Below are 15,268 nucleotides of genomic sequence, written 5' to 3' on the forward strand. Positions count from 1 at the left end.
CACCATCCCCGTCACCACGCCGGCCTCCGTCGGGGTGACGCCCCAGGACAACGACCTGACCACCCAAACGAACCAGAGGAGTCGGCGTGGCAATGCCGAACGACATCACCCCCACCCCCCTACCCCAGTATGCCCGTAGCTGGAACCAGGTATCCACCGGCCATCCCCGGACGGCCAGCATCCCGCTCCTCTTCACGGAACAGGTTGACGCCCGGCCCGAGGCAACGGCCGTGGAATGGGCGGACGGGGCATGGACCTACCGCGAGCTGGCGGTACAGGTCCGGCGCGGCGCGACGGCACTGCGGGCATGCGGAGTGGGTGCCGGGGACGTGGTCGCGGTGGTCATGCGGCGGTCACCGGCGGCAGTGGCCACCATCCTCGCGATCCTGCACGCGGGCGGGGTCTACCTCCCGGTCGGTCCGGACCAGCCCGCCGACCGGTTGACCCTGATGCTGCGCGACGCCGGAGTCCGGGTGGCGGTGCACCGCGCGGACGGGCCCGTAGAGGTACCGGACGCCACGACCGCCGTCCGCGCCGATGACCTGTTCACCGTTCCCGAGGAGGCTGATCCGCAGTGGTGGCGCGAACGCGCCGCCGGTGAGGCGGCGTACGTCATCTACACCTCCGGATCGACCGGCGCCCCCAAGGGCGTGGTGTGTCCCCACCGCGGCCAGACCAGGCTGGCCCGCGGGGCGGGGGAGCTGCGCATCCGGCCCGACGACCGCGTTCTCGCCACCACCGACCTGACCTTCGACGTGTCCTGCTTCGAGATCTTCGCCACCCTGCTGAACGGCGCCTGCCTCCTCCTCACCCAGGACTCGGACCTGCTGGACTCCAAGGCACTGGAGAACGTGGTGCGCGGCCGGCACGTCAGCGTGATGTGGCTGAGCGCGGGCCTCTTCCACCAGCACGTCCACCTCGCACCGCACCTCTTCGCCGGGCTGCGTCTTCTCATCGCGGGTGGCGACGTGCTCAGCCCCCGCGCGGTACGCGCCGTACTAGCGGAGGGCCGGCCGGGTGCCTTCCTCAACGGCTACGGGCCCACCGAGAACTCCTCCCTGTCCACCGTGTGCCGGGTGGACCACCTGGCACCGCAGGCCGAGAACGTGCCCATCGGGGTGCCGGTCGCCGGCTCGACCGCCTACGTGGTGCGTGAGGACGGCACGGTCGCCGCCCCCGGCGAGACGGGCGAGCTGTGGGTCGGCGGCGACGGGGTGGCGCTGGGTTACCTGGGCGACCCGCGCAGGACGGCGGAACGCTTCGTCGAAGACCGGTGGAGTCCCGAGGGAATACGCGGACGGCTCTACCGCACCGGCGACATGGCACGGTGGCGCGAGGACGGGGCGCTCGAGTTCCTCGGGCGGCGCGACCGCCAGGTCAAGATCCGCGGTTACCGCGTCGAGCTGGACGAGGTCGAGTCGGTACTGTCGGCACATCCGCACGTGCGTCAGACGGCGGTCGACGTCGTCGGAGAGGGGGCGGGACAGCGGCTGGTGGCCGCTGTCGTGGCGCAGGGTGGACGTGAGCACAAGGCCCTCGTGGCTCGCCTGCATGAGCATGTACGCGACCGGCTGCCCAGCTATATGGTGCCGGCGCGGATCGCCCTGGTGGACGCACTCCCCCTCACCTCAAGCGGCAAGGTCGACCGCAGGTCGCTGTCCGCCCTTGCCACGCCCGCCATGTCGGCGGCCCGTGCCGAGGCGCCCCGGGGAGAGGTGGAGGAAATCATCGCCCATGTGTGGCGCGATGTTCTCCACGAGGACACAGTCGCCCGCGACATGCGCTTCTTCGCTCTCGGCGGTACGTCGCTGCGGGCCACTCAGGTCACCGCCGCGATACGCGAACGGCTGAAGGTACCGGCCGGGTTCGGGCGTGCGATGATCCGCAGCCTGGTCGCCGACCCGTCCCTGCGGGACTTCGCCGCGACGGTGCGGGACCTGCTCGACGGCCACGAGGAGTCCGCCGGCGCGGACATCGACTTCGCGGCCGAGAGCCGACTCGATGCGGACCTGCGGTACACCGCGCCCGCGACGGCCGCTCCGCGGGCGCCTCGGCAGGTTCTGCTGACCGGCTCGACCGGGTTCCTGGGGGGCTATCTCGTAGACCGGCTGTTGCGGGAAGGCGTGGAGCGCGTGCACTGTCTGATTCGCGCCGACGATCCACCGCAGGCCCTCGCGCGGCTGGCCGCCAGGATGCGGCGCTACGGGCTCGACCCCGAACCGCTGCTGGGGCGTGTCGTCCCCGTACCCGGAGAGCTGGCCGAGCCGCACCTCGGTCTGTCCGAAGGCGAGTGGGACCGGCTGGCCCGTGAGACCGACCTGATCGTGCACTGCGGCGCCCGGGTCAACTTCGCCTACCCCTACGGCGCGCTGGCGCCGGTCAATGTGGGCGGCACCCGCACGGTGCTGGAGTTGGCGGGCGAGCACACCACCAAACCGCTCCACTACATCTCCACCATCGCGGTGATCGCCGGGTTCGGCACCGCAGGCGCCGGACACGTCGACGAGAACACCCCGCTCGACCACGCCGACCGCCTGTCCCTGGGCTATCCCGAGACCAAATGGGTCGCGGAAAACCTCGTTGCCGAGGCCGGCCGGCGCGGCCTGCCGGTGGCCGTCCACCGCCCCTACGAGGTGACCGGCACCGTGGGCCGGGGCGTGTGGAACACCGACACCATGATGTGCGCCCTGTTCCGCACCGTCGCCGAAACCGGCCTCGCCCCGGACATGGCCCTGCCGCTGGACTTCGTGCCGGTGGACTACACCGCCGACGCGATCACCCACATCATCACCCACCAGGATCCCGACGGACGCGTGTACCACCTCACCAACCCCCGCGCAGCCCGTCTGCCCCTGCTCGTTCAACGCCTGACCGCCATGGGCTACCCGGTGCGGACCGTGCCCTACGACACGTGGACAGAGATGCTCACCGACCTGACGGCACGGATACCCGACCACCCCATGGCCCCATACGTCGCCATGTTCGTCGAACCGGCTCGTGACAGCGAGGTCTCGGTCAAGCAGATGTACACCGACGGGGTCTTCCCCACCTTCAGCCGCCGCAACACCGACGCCGCACTCGCGGACAGCGGACTCGTCTGCCCGCCCGTCGACGCCGAACTGCTCGACACCTACCTGCACGAGTTCAGGCGCACCGGGTTCCTCGCGCCCCCCTCGGGGTCCACCCGCGCCGCGTCCGCTCCCGAGGCCATCGAATGACCACAGGGGCGGCGGTCGCCCAATGAACCCAGTGATTTCGGGACCTGACAGCAGCTCCGATCCGATGAGATCCGATGGTGGCTGGCAACAGGGTTAGATGACACCCGAGGTCCGATGCGGCGGGGCAACAAGGGTGGTCACCGCCCCGCCGGGGCGGCCACGAAGACCGACGACGTACGCACCGCGTACCTGGAAGGCCGCTCCATCGCCGCCCTCGTCCGTGACCATGGTGTCAGCTGCGGTGCGATCCGTACCGCCGTCGCCGACCTCCTGCCCGACCACACCGCCATCGGGGAGGACGTGTCCGCCCCGGAGCTGCCAGTCATCGGATTTTGCTGCGAGATCCCGCCAGGCGGGCGGATCACATGCTGCCGAAGAACCGCGTCCACCAGGTGGGCCGCGCTGCGAAGTGCTTGAGCGCGCTGGGGCCCTCGTAGTCGCTCGGTGCGTCCGGCGCCGGGAAGTCCACGCTCGCGCGCACCTGGTCCGCATCCCAGGTCCTGTCCCTGGACGCGCTGCGAGGGGCCGTCAGCGACGACGCGGGCGACCAAGACGCGACCGGCGACGCCGTCGCCGCCCTGCACCTGCTCCTGGAGGCGAGGATGCGCCGCCGGCTGTTCACGGTCGTCGACGCCACCAACGTCACGGCCGCCGCCAGGAAGCCGCTCATCGCTGCCGCCAAGCGCCACGACATGCTCCCCATCGCGGTCGTGTTCACCACGCCCGGCAGCATCTGCATCGAGCGGCAGGGCCCGCGGCCGGCGAACCGCACGGTGCCGGAAGAGGTGGTCGCCCAGCAGCACGACGACATGTTCGCCTCCCGCCGCACCCTGAAGTCCGAGGGCTTCCCCGAGATCGTCTGCTCCGACAGCCTCCACCGGCTCGTGCCGTACCTGGAGCGCCTGAGCGGCACGCGGCAGGCAGACCTCGGACTGGACGGCAGCGACGGCCTCGGTGAGCTGAACCTCGTGAGCCGCACGTTCGGCGAGGAAATTCTGCCGCTGTGGCAGTGGAAGCCCGGCTCGGACGCCGCCGGCGGTGACCGCGTCGCGGAGATCCGCCTCGGTCAGCAGTACCTCACCCTCGCCCTGCGCACCGACGTGAACGGCGAGGGCGACATCGGGTTCGACGTCGCGGTGCCGTGCCCGCACGACGACGAATGCACCGGCCACGCCTGGGCGCCCGCCTACAGCGTCACCTGCCTCGCCGGGCGCTCAACGGCGACCTGGACGACGACGAGGACATCGTCTGCACCGTCCACGGAGCCAACGACGGCGACGACCAGGAGGACTGCGCCGACCTCGAAGCGCAGGCCCTGGAAGCGATCAGCGGATGACGACCACGACCCCCGCGTGCGGCTGCGACCAGACCGTATTCCGGTGCGGCCGGTGCGGCATCGAACACACCGCCACCACCGAGACCGACTACCTCAAGGCCGTCGGCGTCCACGGTGACGCCCACCTGGTGTGGGACCGCCTCAACCCGATCGAACGCGACGGCCTCGCCTCGATCTTGCGCACCATCCTGTCCGCGCCGGAGCTCACCGCGGAGCTCCTGGCGCTCGCCGACCGGCAGCCGACCGAAGGCGAGAGCAGGTGAGCCGCGCCACCGACGGACTGCACCCGCACCCGCTCACCCCGGCCGACCTCCCACCCAGTGAGGACTGGTCCCTCGGCTGCCCCGAGTGCCACCTGCCCATCCAGGGCGGGGGCGCCGGCCTCACCGCGCACCGCCGCACCGTCCACAACCCCCGCCGTGACTACGGCGACCGCCGCACCCCCATCACCATCCGGCTCGACTTCTGACAAAGAGGCCCCCATGGCCGTCCAGACCGCTCAGGCCAACACCTTCACCGCGCTCGACACCTGCTTCACCGCGGAGCTCAGCACCCTCATCGGCAGCGAACCGCCGCGCGGCCTCACCCCGACCCGGTTCATCGACCTGGTCGAAGAGGTCCGCGACGTCCTCGCCGACTCCAGCCTCGGCAACTTCCAGGATGCCAGCGACGACCTGGACTCCGCCGCCACCTACCTCACCGACGCACTGACCGAGCCCGGCGCCGACCAGCCCGCGCTCCTGGCCCGCGCGCGGACCCACCTGCGCGACGCCATCGAGACAGCCAGCTGACCCCTGAGTTGAGGGCACTCTGTGCCGCCCCGGCGGACCCCGCACCCGCCCGGGGCCGGGGCCGGGGCGGTCGCAGTGGCCCCTCAACACAGAGAGGAGATGGACGTCATGCCGCTGCCCTACTTCGAGGTGGACGTCCCAATACGCAACACCCAGACGCCCGGCCTCAAAGGCGTGCACGTCTTCACCGGCTGGGCAGACAGCCGCAGCGCCGCCGTCAAGGCCGCGCACGAGGTCTACGACGCGGCGCGCGCCGCCGCCGAAGCAGGACGCGAGATCCCCCACGCAGGTCCGGACGGCTGGTGCGCCTGCGGATACCGGCCCGGCTGGGAACTCGACTGGCCCGCCGCGAAGGCCGGCCCCTGGAGGAGCCCATACAGCTGGCTCAACTCCAAAACCTCCGAGATGTAACTCTGCCCCGGGACGGCCGCCATCGGCCTGGTAACCACGTCGACCGCCCCGGGCCCACCCAACCCGTACAAGACGAGAGGGAGATCCTCAGTATGGACTCCGTCCTGCACGCTTCGGGCCGGATCGGCCCGCGCACCCTCCTGATCACCACCGCCGCCGTGCCACTGACCGGCTGGGCGGTGCACGCCGTCGCACTGCACAAGAAGCTCGCGGCCACGAAGCGCGACCCGCTGACGGGCCTGCTGCGCCGCGACGCCTACACCGCCCGCGCCCGCCAGCTCCTGGCCCGCCACGGCGACAAGGCGACCGTGGTCATGGTCGACGCCGACCACTTCAAGCAGATCAATGACGTCATGGGCCACGCGGCCGGGGACAGGGTCCTCGCCGCGATCGGTGCCCGGCTCACCGCATGGGCGGGCCCGCGCGCGTCCGTCGGCAGGCTCGGGGGCGATGAGTTCGCCGTGGTCCTGGAGCTGCCCTCCGACCGCCGCACGCACCGCCTGGAGCAGCTGGTCCGGATGCTGCACACGCCGGTCGTCCTTGACGAGGGATGCACGGTCAACGTCGCCGCTTCGGTGGGCGCCGCGACGCCGGACGTGCTCGGCTCCCGCGACCTGACCGTGCTCCAGAGGGCCGCCGATGCCGCCCTCTACTGCGGCAAGCACTCCGGCCGCGCGGCCTTCGCGACGGCGCAGCACGTCACCGTGCCGTCCATCAACGGCCGCCGAGTCGGCCGTCCGGGCACCAGCGTGTGGGGGCGGGCCGCATGAGCACCGCAGCCCGGCCCGAGGACGATCACGCGCTCGCCTACCCTGAGCCGCCGGCCTCTCCGCTCTGGCATCGCCACGGCACTGCGAAGGCCCGGCCGCTCACGCCAGCTGAGCAGAAGCGCAACTGCGAGCTCCTGGTGCTCGCGCAGCGCACCCCCCGACCCGCTCCCCTCGCCCCACCGTGACCCTGGCGGAGGCCAACTAATGGAGGCCAAGCACTGCGCCGTCGACGGCTGGGTCGACGCCATCCCCGCCCCCGGCCGCCGCTCGGGCACGGCCGCCTTCGACCTGATCGTCCAACCCGCCGACATCGACACCGGCGCCGACGACGCGCCCGACACGGTCGTCTCCTGCATCAGCGGCGACCCCCGGATCACCCACGCGCTGCTGACCGGCATACAGCCCGGCGACCTGTTGCGCGTCACCGGCACCCTGGTCCCGCCGCAGGCGCCCGGCGGGGGCGCCCACCTCACCGTCGACGCCCTGGAGGTCCTGGACACCGCGCTCATCCCGGTCCTGAGTGACATGGTCCTCGACCGGTACGCGGGCTACGTCGTCGTTTTCGACGGAGACCACGACCAGGTCCCCGTCTTCACCGCGAGCGGCCGGTGGGTCGGCATGGCCGACAACCCTGACGCCATCGCCACCCTCATCGACATCGACGAGCGCGTGAAGGGCGGTGACGACCGATGACCATCGGCGCACCCTCCCGCACCGTCCTGGAGCGCTTCCCCGTTGGCACCCCCGAGGCTCCTGGCCCGCCGACGCCCAGCGTGCTCAGGGCCTCGACGCACACGTCGTGATGTACCTGCATACCGACCAGTTTCTCGTGGTCACCGACACCACCCACTGATCCACTCCACCGAGGGGTACACATGACCGAGACTGAGACCACCCGCTACACCGCCGACGTAGTCGCCCTCGCGTCCGGTACGCCGGGCAGCAGCGTCCACGCGGTGGGTGGCCCCCCGGAGAGCTGGATGACCAGTTTCGGCCCGGGCGGAGGCCGGGCGGGTTGCGGTGCTGCCCATTGCCGGTCGCGGGAGGGACGAGGCCTTGCTGTGGTGGCGGAGCTCTCTTCCAGTGCGGTGGGCGCGAGCCGACCCCCATCGGTACTTCCTCGTCTACGGCACTCCCGTGCCCGGTTACCACGCCCCGGACGACGTCACCGGGATCGCCTCCGAGATCATGGCGACACTGCTCGACGCCTGCGCGAAGCTCCCGGCCCGCGCCTCGGCCGAGGTCGACGACCAGCCCTTCGACCGCCACATCGAGGCCCACGGGCAGTGGGCGGGCGAGCACCCGGCCACGCCCGCCCAGCTCCACCGCGCTCTCTCCTTCTGGACCCGACTGCACGGGGTGCTCTCGCTCGAACTGGCGGGTCACTTCACCGGGATGGGCTTCGACGCCGACGCCTTCTTCGAAGCGGAGTTGGAAGGACTGCTCGCGCCGGCCTGACCTGTTTGCCGGTCTTCTGCCTCCCGGTCCGCCGGTAGGCCTGGCGATGCCTGCCGCGGCACTGCTTGAGGCGGTTGATGCACCGCTCGACGGCGTTGCGCTGCTTATAGGTTTCACGGTCGAAAGCCGGTAGCCCGCCATTCCGGTTGCCCCAACGTAGCCGGTGGGCGCTGGTCAGCAGGAACAGGGATCACCGCTCGGATGCCGCGCTTGCGCGAGTGCTCGCGGATCGCGCGGCAGGAGTACGCGTTGTCGGCCAGGACCGGTCCGGCCTGGTGCGAGGCCGTCCTCTCTGCTGGAGCCGATCTGTTCGTAGTCGCGTGTCACGAGCGTGTCCTCGCGGCTCACGCGAGGACGGCCTTGCCGAGGTACTCGGGGATCCTCGCCGCCGTCGGCTCCTCCGTCCGGTTCCTCGTCGTACTGACCGAGGAACCGGGTAAAGCCCCGGTCGACCTGGCCCGGAAGGCCGGCGTACCGCGCCGCGCGGTCACCGGCCAAGGGGCAGACCCGGACATGAGCGCGGGTCTGGGGCGTATGCGGGGATTGTCAGGCGGTGACCTTGCCGAAGATGTGGTTGGCGGGAGCGTCGGGGTCATTGCCGTAGAAGAACTCTTCGAGTGCCTGGTGGAACTCGTCACGGTCCAGACCGCCGGAACCATCGAGGTCCAGAGCGGCGAAGACGGCGGCGCAGTCCTCGCCGGGGACGGCGGCGACCGAGTCGAACATCTGCTGGAACTCGGCCTGGTCGATCTTGTCGTCTTCATTGAGGTCGACGAGATCGAAGAAGCAATCGGTGATCGGCGCAATCTGCTTCGGGTAGAGGGCGCGGTCGGTCAGGACATTCTTGAAGCCTTCGGTCATCTCCCGCACATCGACCTTCCCGTCACCGTCCTGATCCATCGGGGCGATGACGTTCGACCAGAACTGGTCCATTCCCTCGGTGAGCCGGCGGACGGTCCCGGCATCAGGGCTGGTCTCGCGGGCGCTGATGTAGCGCTCGCTCATCTGGCGGACGTCACGCTGGGTGATGAACCCGTCACCATCGACATCGGCGCCCCTGAACCACTGGCCGTACTTGAGATCTTGCAGTGCAGTCATGACTGCGCACCGTATTCACGCAGTCACCGACACGCAAACCTACGAGTGGAACCTCGGCGTCGGTCAGACCTGCCGACCCGGCGTCCGACGAGCGTGAGCTCGGCAGACTCGCCGATCGTCGAGCCGGCTTCGGCTCAGTGTTCGAGGTGTGGTGGTGTGAAGGCCAATACCTCCTCGACCGGCCCGTCGTAGGCCTCGACCTCGACAAGAGCACTGTGCGCACTGGGGCCCTGGGACAGCCGTGAGCACCCGCGGTCCCGGGTGAGGGTGTTCGGGTTGCCGTGGCGGTCCAAGGTTCCGCTCCGGCCCGGCTGGGCCGGATCCCACCATGCTCCGGTGGACAGCTGGATGACGCCGGGCATGACGGCGTCCGACAGAATCGCGCCCGCCAGACAGCCGCCTCGGTCGTTGAAGACGCGCACGATCATGCCGTCCTCGATCCCGCGTGCTGCCGCATCTTGCGGGTTGATCGTTACGGGCTCGCGGCCGTGGATCTTCGACTTGCGGCTGTGGCCGCCGTTGTCGTACTGGCTGTGCAGGCGTGAGGCAGGCTGATTCGAGATCAGGTGCAGCGGGAAACGGTCCGCCAGGTCGGCGTGAAGCCACTCCACAGGTTCGAACCACGTCGGATGTCCGGTGCAGTCGTCGTAACCGAACGAGTCGATCTCCTGGGAGAAGATCTCGATCCGGCCCGACGGCGTTGTCAGAGGGAAGCGCTGCGGATCGGAGCGCAGCGCTTCGAAGCTGCCAGGAAAAGGCCCGCTGAGTGCGGGCAGTTCGACACCGGAGGTGCGTTGCCAGAACTCGTCGAACTCAGGCAAGGCCGCGTCGTCACCGAGGTTCGCCCGTGTCCGGGCATAGAGGTACCGGACCCATTCGATCTCGGAACGCGCCTGGGTGAACTCGTGCTCGTAGCCGAGCCGGGCAGCCAATGCGGCGAAGATCTGGTGGTCGGTGCGTGCCTCGCCGGCCGGGTCACGGACCTTCGGCATCGCGACGAGGTGCGGGTCGGAGAATCCCGCGGCGAAGTCGTCACGCTCCAGACTGGTCGCGACGGGAAGCACGATGTCGGCGAACTTCGCCGTGGCATTCCACCAGGCTTCATGGACCACCACCGTGTCCGGGCGCTGCCAGGCTCGGGTGAGGCGGTGGAGGTCCTGGTGGTGGTGGAAGGGGTTTCCCCCGCACCAGTAGATCAGGCGCAGGTCCGGCAGGGTCAGGCGCTGACCGTCGTAGTCGATGGTCGCACCCGGTTCCAGCAGGGTGTCCGCGATCCGGGCGACCGGAATGAAGTCCGCAACAGGGTTCGCCACCCGCGGCATCGACGCCACGGACGGGCGGCCCGGGGCGACACCGGTCGCGTCCATCGTTGCGTACCCCGCGCCCCAGCCGCAGCCGGGCCGGCCCAGCGAACCCGCCATGGCCGCCAGCACGAGCGACATCCAGATCGGCTGCTCACCGTGGTCCGCCCGCTGTATGGCGTAGTTGACCATGATGAGGGAGCGCTGTGTGGACAGGCGGCGGGCGAGATCGGCGATCGTGTCGCGACTGATGCCCGTGATCCTCGCGGCCCAGTCGGCGTCCTTGACGATGCCGTCTACGTCGCCGGTCAGATAGGGAGCGAAGCGGTCGAACCCCTCGCAGCAGCGGGTGAGGAAGTCCTCGTCGTACCACTCGTTGACCAGCATCGTGTGTGCGGTGCCGAGCATCAGGGCGGTGTCGGTGTTGGGAACGATCGGCAGCCACTGGGCGTCGAGGAATTCTGCGGTGTCACTGCGGATCGGGCTGACATTGACGAACCGCACCCCGGCTTCGCGGCACTTCCGCTGCAGGTCCCGCGTCTGGTGTCGGGCCAGCCCGCCAGGGTTGATCTGGCTGTTCTTCAGTGCCAGCCCCCCGAACGCCACCACGAGCTCACAGCTCTCGGCGATCTCGTCCCACATCGGCATCCGGGACTGGTAGCTCCACGGAGCCCCGCCGATCACATGCGGAAGGATGACCTCGAGAGCGGCGGTGCTGTACGTATTGCGCGAGTCGGTGTAGCCCCCGCCCAACGCCAGGAACCGGTGGAGCTGACCCTGCGCATTGTGGAACCCACCCGCGCTGGCCCAGCCGTACGAGCCGCCGAAGACCGCGCCGTCCCCGTGCTGGGCGCGCACCCGGCGCACTTCCTCGCTCACCAGCGTGAGCGCGTCGTCCCAGCTGACTTCTACGAAGCTGTCCGCACCTCTGGCCGTTCCAGAGGCGCGCGGCAAGCCGTCGAGCCACCCTTTGCGCACCGCGGGACGCAGCACCCGCGCACTGTCCTCAGCAGCCGTCACCATGCCCGGGCCGATCGGCGACGGCGCGGGGTCATCACGCCGGGGCTCGATGCGTACCAGCTGACCCGAATCGACCACGGCTACGAAACTGCCCCAGTGCGTCGCAACCGGCATGCGTCGTTCCACCGCGCATCAACTCCATCCCTGAAGTCTCTCCGGATCTCGGGCAACGGCCGCTACTCCACAGGGAATCCGAGCCAGTCAGCGGTCCGCAGGACACAGACTCCCCCTGGGGGATGCCGCCCAACCCTGACAGTGCGTACGACCGAGAAGGCACGTCTTGCGCCGCGCGGGCCGTTGCTCTGCCGTTTGACGTCTTGCTGCCGTCCGGATTGACCAATGCGACGGTGATACCAGCCCTGTCCGCAGCCTCCTCGCCGAAGCGCCGGACGACGCGGTCAAACTGGTCGTCTGCGACGCCGTCTTCAGCGCCGACGGTGATCTGCTGGACCTGCCGGCGTTCGACCAGGCGTGCCGCGAGCACCAAGCCGTCCTGTACCTGGACGAGGCCCATAGTCTCGGCGTACTCGATGCGACCGGAAAAGGACTGCACGAGCACTTCGGGATGCCCGGGTCACCCCTCGGTCTCACCATGGCGACACTGAGCAAAACCGTGCCTTCCGCCGGAGGTTTCCTGGCCGGTCCCGCCTCCCTCGCGCCGAGTCCTGCCGTCAACGGAGCGTCATGGTTGTCCCCCTTGCTCTGGCCAGTGGGCAACCGCAAAGCAACACGCCTGCGTGTGAACATCACCGCTCGGCCTTCCACCGGAGCTCGACCAAGCGCTCTCCACGTTCGCAGCGGCATTCCATTCTTTGTGACAGCTCCGCCGGTGCCACCGTATGCGCTCACCTCGACATGTTCTCGGCCACCGCCGCTCCGAAAGCATCGACATCTCTCTCGGTGGTGTCGAACGAACACATCAGACGCACTTCCCCCCGACTTTCGTCATTGGTGTAGATCGTGTACCGGTCCAGGAGGCGGGCGAGGACCGTCCGGGGCAGCACGGCGAATACCGAATTGGCCTCGACGGGCCGGGTGACCGTCACTCCGTTCAGGCCGGAGAGCAGAGAGCCGAGTCTCGCGGCCATGGCATTCGCGTGGGCCGCGTTATGTTTCCAGAGGTCTCCTTCGAGGAGTGCTTCGAACTGCACGGACAGGAAACGCATCTTGGACGCGAGATGGGTGGAGCGCTTGCGCAGGTACGGCAGCCCGGAGACCCGGGACGGGTCGAGTATCACTACGCATTCGCCGAACAGGAGGCCGTTCTTGGTGCCGCCGAACGACAGGATGTCGATACCCGCCTCAGTCGTGCAGGCCGACAGAGGCACGCCCAGGGACACGGCCGCGTTGGCGAGTCGCGCACCGTCCATGTGGACGGCCAGGCCGTGGGCGTGCGCGCATGCGGAAAGAGCGCGAACCTCCTCGGGGGCGTAACAGGTGCCGAGTTCTGTGGCCTGTGCCAGGGAGAGAGCTTGCGGCCGAGCGCTGTGAACGTCACTCGCCGCCTCAACCGCACGGCCGACCAGCCCGGGTCTGATTTTCCCGTCCCGAGAGGAAAGTTCGAGCAGTTTCAGCCCCGCGACGTGCTCGGGGGCTCCTCCCTCGTCCTCGGTCAGGTGGGACTGTTCTGCACAGAGCACGGCTCCCCAGCGGTCGGTGACGGCCTGCAGCGCTATGAGGTTGGCTCCCGTCCCGTTGAAGACGGGAAATGCTTGGGCGGCCGGTCCGAAGTGCCGGCGGAAGGTGTCGTCCAGCCGGGTGGTGTAGTCGTCCTCGCCGTAGGCCTGTTGATGCCCCCCATTGGCAAGGACCAGTGCGGACAGGATTTCCGCGTGGGCGCCCGAGCAGTTGTCGCTGGTGAACTCTCGCCAATCGGGGTCGTGGCGGAGAGTGGCGTCCGTGGAGGGCAGCGGGGAGGTCGGGCACACCCTGGAGAGGGACGGCACCCGACCTTCTCGTACGCCTTCTCTTCAACCACCGTCGACGTAGGTCCAGTAGGGGTCGATGAGAGACCCCAACTGCCGGGCAGTGTGGAGAATACGATCCGGTTCCTCGCCCTGGGCCAGTCCGTACTCGAGTACTTCCAGGGTTCCCGCGGCGATCTCGGGGGGCGGCTTGTCGCCCCAGGAATCCAGGTAGGCGAGCACGGGCTCGGGCACGTCCGTCAGCTGCCGGGAGGCGGCGGAAATGCGAGAGAAGAGGGTGCACCAGGTCGAGAGGTCCGTGTGCAGGTAGAGGGCGGCTTCGGCCGGCCCCGCCTGGGTGCCCATCCAGGTGAGGTCGCGTACCACCCGGAACAGCCCCTGGTCGACCGGGACCAGGGGAATGTCGACGGCGCGGATGCCGACCGTCGGAGCCGCCTCGCGTAACAGGCCGCGGGCGGTCGCGATGGTGTGCAGGACGAAGGAGAACAGGGTCGCCGGTGTCTCGTGGCGGTGTCGCGACGCCAGCAGGGCATAGGTGGAGAGTTCGGCTTCCTGGCACTGATATTCGGCGAGCAGCATCCTTTTGAAGTGGTCCCTTCGGATCTGCCCGTCCTGTGCCAGCGTGACCAGTTGATTTCCGCTGACGAACCGCTCGACGTCGGGCTTCATCGCTTCGATCATCTGCTCGGGATTCATACGGTTCTCCTTGATGGGTCCTGAGGGTGCGGGGGGTGGCTTCCGACGAGATGCGCTTATCGAGACCGTGTCCCGTGCCGTGGTGACGAGACGACCTCGCTGAAGCACATGCCGGACGCGGCCGGTGGCGGTGATGTCGGTGAAGGGGTCGCCTTCGACGGCGACAAGGTCCGCTGTCGAGCCGGGGGTGACGGTGCCGAGGTCAGGGCGGTCGAGGAGTTCCGCCGCGACACACGTCGCCGCTCTCAGGGCGCGCAGGTGGGTGTAGCCGTGGGCCAATAAGGCCGGGAACTCCCGCCAGTTCTCGGTGTGCGGGAACATTCCCGCGTCGGTGCCGAAGGCAGTTTTCACGTTCGTGCGCGCCGGCCGCAGCAGGCCTTCGCGCAGCGTGTCGGCGTACTTACGATAGTTCTGCCGGATGACCGCCATGGAGGCGTCCCAGAAGTCGTCGTCATCGAGCCGTTCCAGGAAGTAGGTCTGGGCATAATGGGTGGGCACCAGGAAGGTGCCCGCGTCCTCCATGACCCCGTAAGTGGAGGCGGTGGCGAAGCAGCCGTGTTCCACGCTGCGCACTCCCGCGGTGACGGCGCGCAGCACCGCGCGGTCGGTAAAGACGTGTGCCGCGCAGGGCAGTCCCAGGTCATCGGCCGTCGAGACGATGGTGTGCACCTCCACACGCGAGTAAGAGGTGCTGGTGGGGCTGTCGACCGACGAGGAGAAGCCGCCGCCGCCCGCGAACTTTATCCAGTCGGCTCCGGCACGGGACTGTTCGCGTACCGCGCGGCGCAGTTCGTCGACGCCTTCGGCCAGGGTGCCGATCTGGGTTCCGTAGCGCTGGGCCAGATCGGGTTCTTTGTCGCCGTGGCCGCCGCGGGGGGACAGGATGTTGGGCGCCGCGATGATGTGTGGCCCTTCGATCAATCCGTCCTCGACGGCTGCGCGCAGCGAGACGTTGAGGGGGAGGTGAGCGCTGCCCAGGTCGCGGACGGTGGTGAACCCGTTGTGCAGCAGGGCACGCAGGGCCGGTACCGCGGTGAGGGTCTGGTAAGCGGAGGGAGCTGTTTCCGCACTCTCGTCCAGGACGTGGACGTGGCAGTCGATGAAACCGGGCAGGAGCGTGCAGCCGGGCATCTCCAAGACGTCCGTCTCCGGGTCGGGGCGGAGATCGTGGCCCATCTCTTCGATCCGGCCGTCGCGCAGAAGGATGGACACGTTGTCGACCGGTGCGTCCGCGACAGCGTCCC

General features: G+C 69.2%; 12 protein-coding genes and 3 pseudogenes. 10 read left to right on the forward strand and 5 right to left on the reverse strand.

Translation table 11 applies throughout. The features are described 5' to 3' along the window. Nucleotides 1-92 precede the first annotated feature (92 nt). The 9 genes and pseudogenes from ACZ516_RS10875 to ACZ516_RS10915 form a co-directional block, all read left to right on the forward strand. Nucleotides 93-3,218 (forward strand): amino acid adenylation domain-containing protein, encoded by a 3,126-nt coding sequence (locus ACZ516_RS10875; RefSeq protein ID WP_469010444.1) that lies wholly within the window; start codon nt 93-95, stop codon nt 3,216-3,218. 500 nt (nt 3,219-3,718) lie between these two features. Then, the gene (locus tag ACZ516_RS10880) at nt 3,719-4,672 is read left to right on the forward strand and encodes an AAA family ATPase (RefSeq protein ID WP_469010445.1); all 954 of its coding nucleotides are present in this window, start codon (nt 3,719-3,721) and stop codon (nt 4,670-4,672) included. Then, entirely contained in the window at nt 4,614-4,817 is a 204-nt protein-coding gene (locus ACZ516_RS10885; protein WP_469010447.1) for a hypothetical protein, read from the forward strand. Before ACZ516_RS10880 ends, ACZ516_RS10885 begins: the two co-directional genes overlap by 59 nt. Beyond that, nucleotides 4,814-5,023: a hypothetical protein gene (locus tag ACZ516_RS10890; protein ID WP_469009701.1), complete on the forward strand. Its 210-nt coding sequence runs from the start codon at nt 4,814-4,816 to the stop codon at nt 5,021-5,023. Before ACZ516_RS10885 ends, ACZ516_RS10890 begins: the two co-directional genes overlap by 4 nt. A 13-nt stretch (nt 5,024-5,036) precedes the next feature. Continuing rightward, the gene (locus tag ACZ516_RS10895; protein WP_469009702.1) at nt 5,037-5,345 is read left to right on the forward strand and encodes a hypothetical protein; all 309 of its coding nucleotides are present in this window, start codon (nt 5,037-5,039) and stop codon (nt 5,343-5,345) included. A 99-nt stretch (nt 5,346-5,444) separates the two neighbouring features. After that, on the forward strand, nt 5,445-5,756 hold the full coding sequence (locus ACZ516_RS10900) for a hypothetical protein (protein ID WP_469009703.1): 312 nt from the start codon (nt 5,445-5,447) through the stop codon (nt 5,754-5,756). Nucleotides 5,757-5,848: 92 nt separating this feature from the next. Further along, nucleotides 5,849-6,526: a GGDEF domain-containing protein gene (locus ACZ516_RS10905; RefSeq protein ID WP_469009705.1), complete on the forward strand. Its 678-nt coding sequence runs from the start codon at nt 5,849-5,851 to the stop codon at nt 6,524-6,526. A 204-nt stretch (nt 6,527-6,730) separates the two neighbouring features. Further along, a complete protein-coding gene (locus tag ACZ516_RS10910) occupies nt 6,731-7,219 on the forward strand; it encodes a hypothetical protein (RefSeq protein ID WP_469009706.1) in 489 nt (162 codons plus the stop codon). A gap of 396 nt (nt 7,220-7,615) precedes the next feature. Further along, nucleotides 7,616-7,984 (forward strand): annotated as a pseudogene (locus tag ACZ516_RS10915) (TetR-like C-terminal domain-containing protein); the annotation flags it as partial. A gap of 7 nt (nt 7,985-7,991) precedes the next feature. Here ACZ516_RS10915 and ACZ516_RS10920 read toward each other — a convergent pair. The 3 genes and pseudogenes from ACZ516_RS10920 to ACZ516_RS10930 all read right to left on the reverse strand — a co-directional run. Further along, nucleotides 7,992-8,273: pseudogene (locus tag ACZ516_RS10920) on the reverse strand (transposase); the annotation flags it as partial. A 257-nt stretch (nt 8,274-8,530) separates the two neighbouring features. Further along, complete coding sequence (locus tag ACZ516_RS10925) at nt 8,531-9,082, reverse strand: EF-hand domain-containing protein (RefSeq protein ID WP_361085514.1); 552 nt, start codon at nt 9,080-9,082, stop codon at nt 8,531-8,533. A gap of 134 nt (nt 9,083-9,216) precedes the next feature. Continuing rightward, nucleotides 9,217-11,529 carry a molybdopterin-dependent oxidoreductase gene (locus tag ACZ516_RS10930; RefSeq protein WP_361085511.1) on the reverse strand — a complete coding sequence of 771 codons (2,313 nt, stop codon included), beginning with the start codon at nt 11,527-11,529 and terminating at the stop codon, nt 9,217-9,219. Nucleotides 11,530-11,734: 205 nt separating this feature from the next. Here ACZ516_RS10930 and ACZ516_RS10935 point away from each other — a divergent pair. Then, nucleotides 11,735-12,046 (forward strand): annotated as a pseudogene (locus ACZ516_RS10935) (aminotransferase class I/II-fold pyridoxal phosphate-dependent enzyme); the annotation flags it as partial. A 202-nt stretch (nt 12,047-12,248) separates the two neighbouring features. On the opposite strand, the gene ACZ516_RS10940 reads toward ACZ516_RS10935, so the two are convergent. Continuing rightward, on the reverse strand, nt 12,249-13,349 hold the full coding sequence (locus ACZ516_RS10940) for a threonine aldolase family protein (RefSeq protein WP_469009708.1): 1,101 nt from the start codon (nt 13,347-13,349) through the stop codon (nt 12,249-12,251). Between the two features lie 24 nt (nt 13,350-13,373). Beyond that, the gene (locus tag ACZ516_RS10945; protein ID WP_469010448.1) at nt 13,374-15,155 is read right to left on the reverse strand and encodes a metal-dependent hydrolase family protein; all 1,782 of its coding nucleotides are present in this window, start codon (nt 15,153-15,155) and stop codon (nt 13,374-13,376) included. Nucleotides 15,156-15,268: the final 113 nt, after the last annotated feature.

Source organism: Streptomyces sp. NPDC034037 (assembly GCF_055575715.1).

Coding starts and splice junctions, on each gene's coding strand:
- ACZ516_RS10875 (WP_469010444.1), top strand. CDS start 93: ATGCCGAACGACATCACCCCCACCCCCCTACCCCAGTATGCCCGTAGC.
- ACZ516_RS10895 (WP_469009702.1), top strand. CDS start 5,037: ATGGCCGTCCAGACCGCTCAGGCCAACACCTTCACCGCGCTCGACACC.
- ACZ516_RS10900 (WP_469009703.1), top strand. CDS start 5,445: ATGGACGTCATGCCGCTGCCCTACTTCGAGGTGGACGTCCCAATACGC.
- ACZ516_RS10905 (WP_469009705.1), top strand. CDS start 5,849: ATGGACTCCGTCCTGCACGCTTCGGGCCGGATCGGCCCGCGCACCCTC.
- ACZ516_RS10910 (WP_469009706.1), top strand. CDS start 6,731: ATGGAGGCCAAGCACTGCGCCGTCGACGGCTGGGTCGACGCCATCCCC.
- ACZ516_RS10925 (WP_361085514.1), bottom strand. CDS start 9,082: ATGACTGCACTGCAAGATCTCAAGTACGGCCAGTGGTTCAGGGGCGCC.
- ACZ516_RS10945 (WP_469010448.1), bottom strand. CDS start 15,155: ATGCCCGGCTGCACGCTCCTGCCCGGTTTCATCGACTGCCACGTCCAC.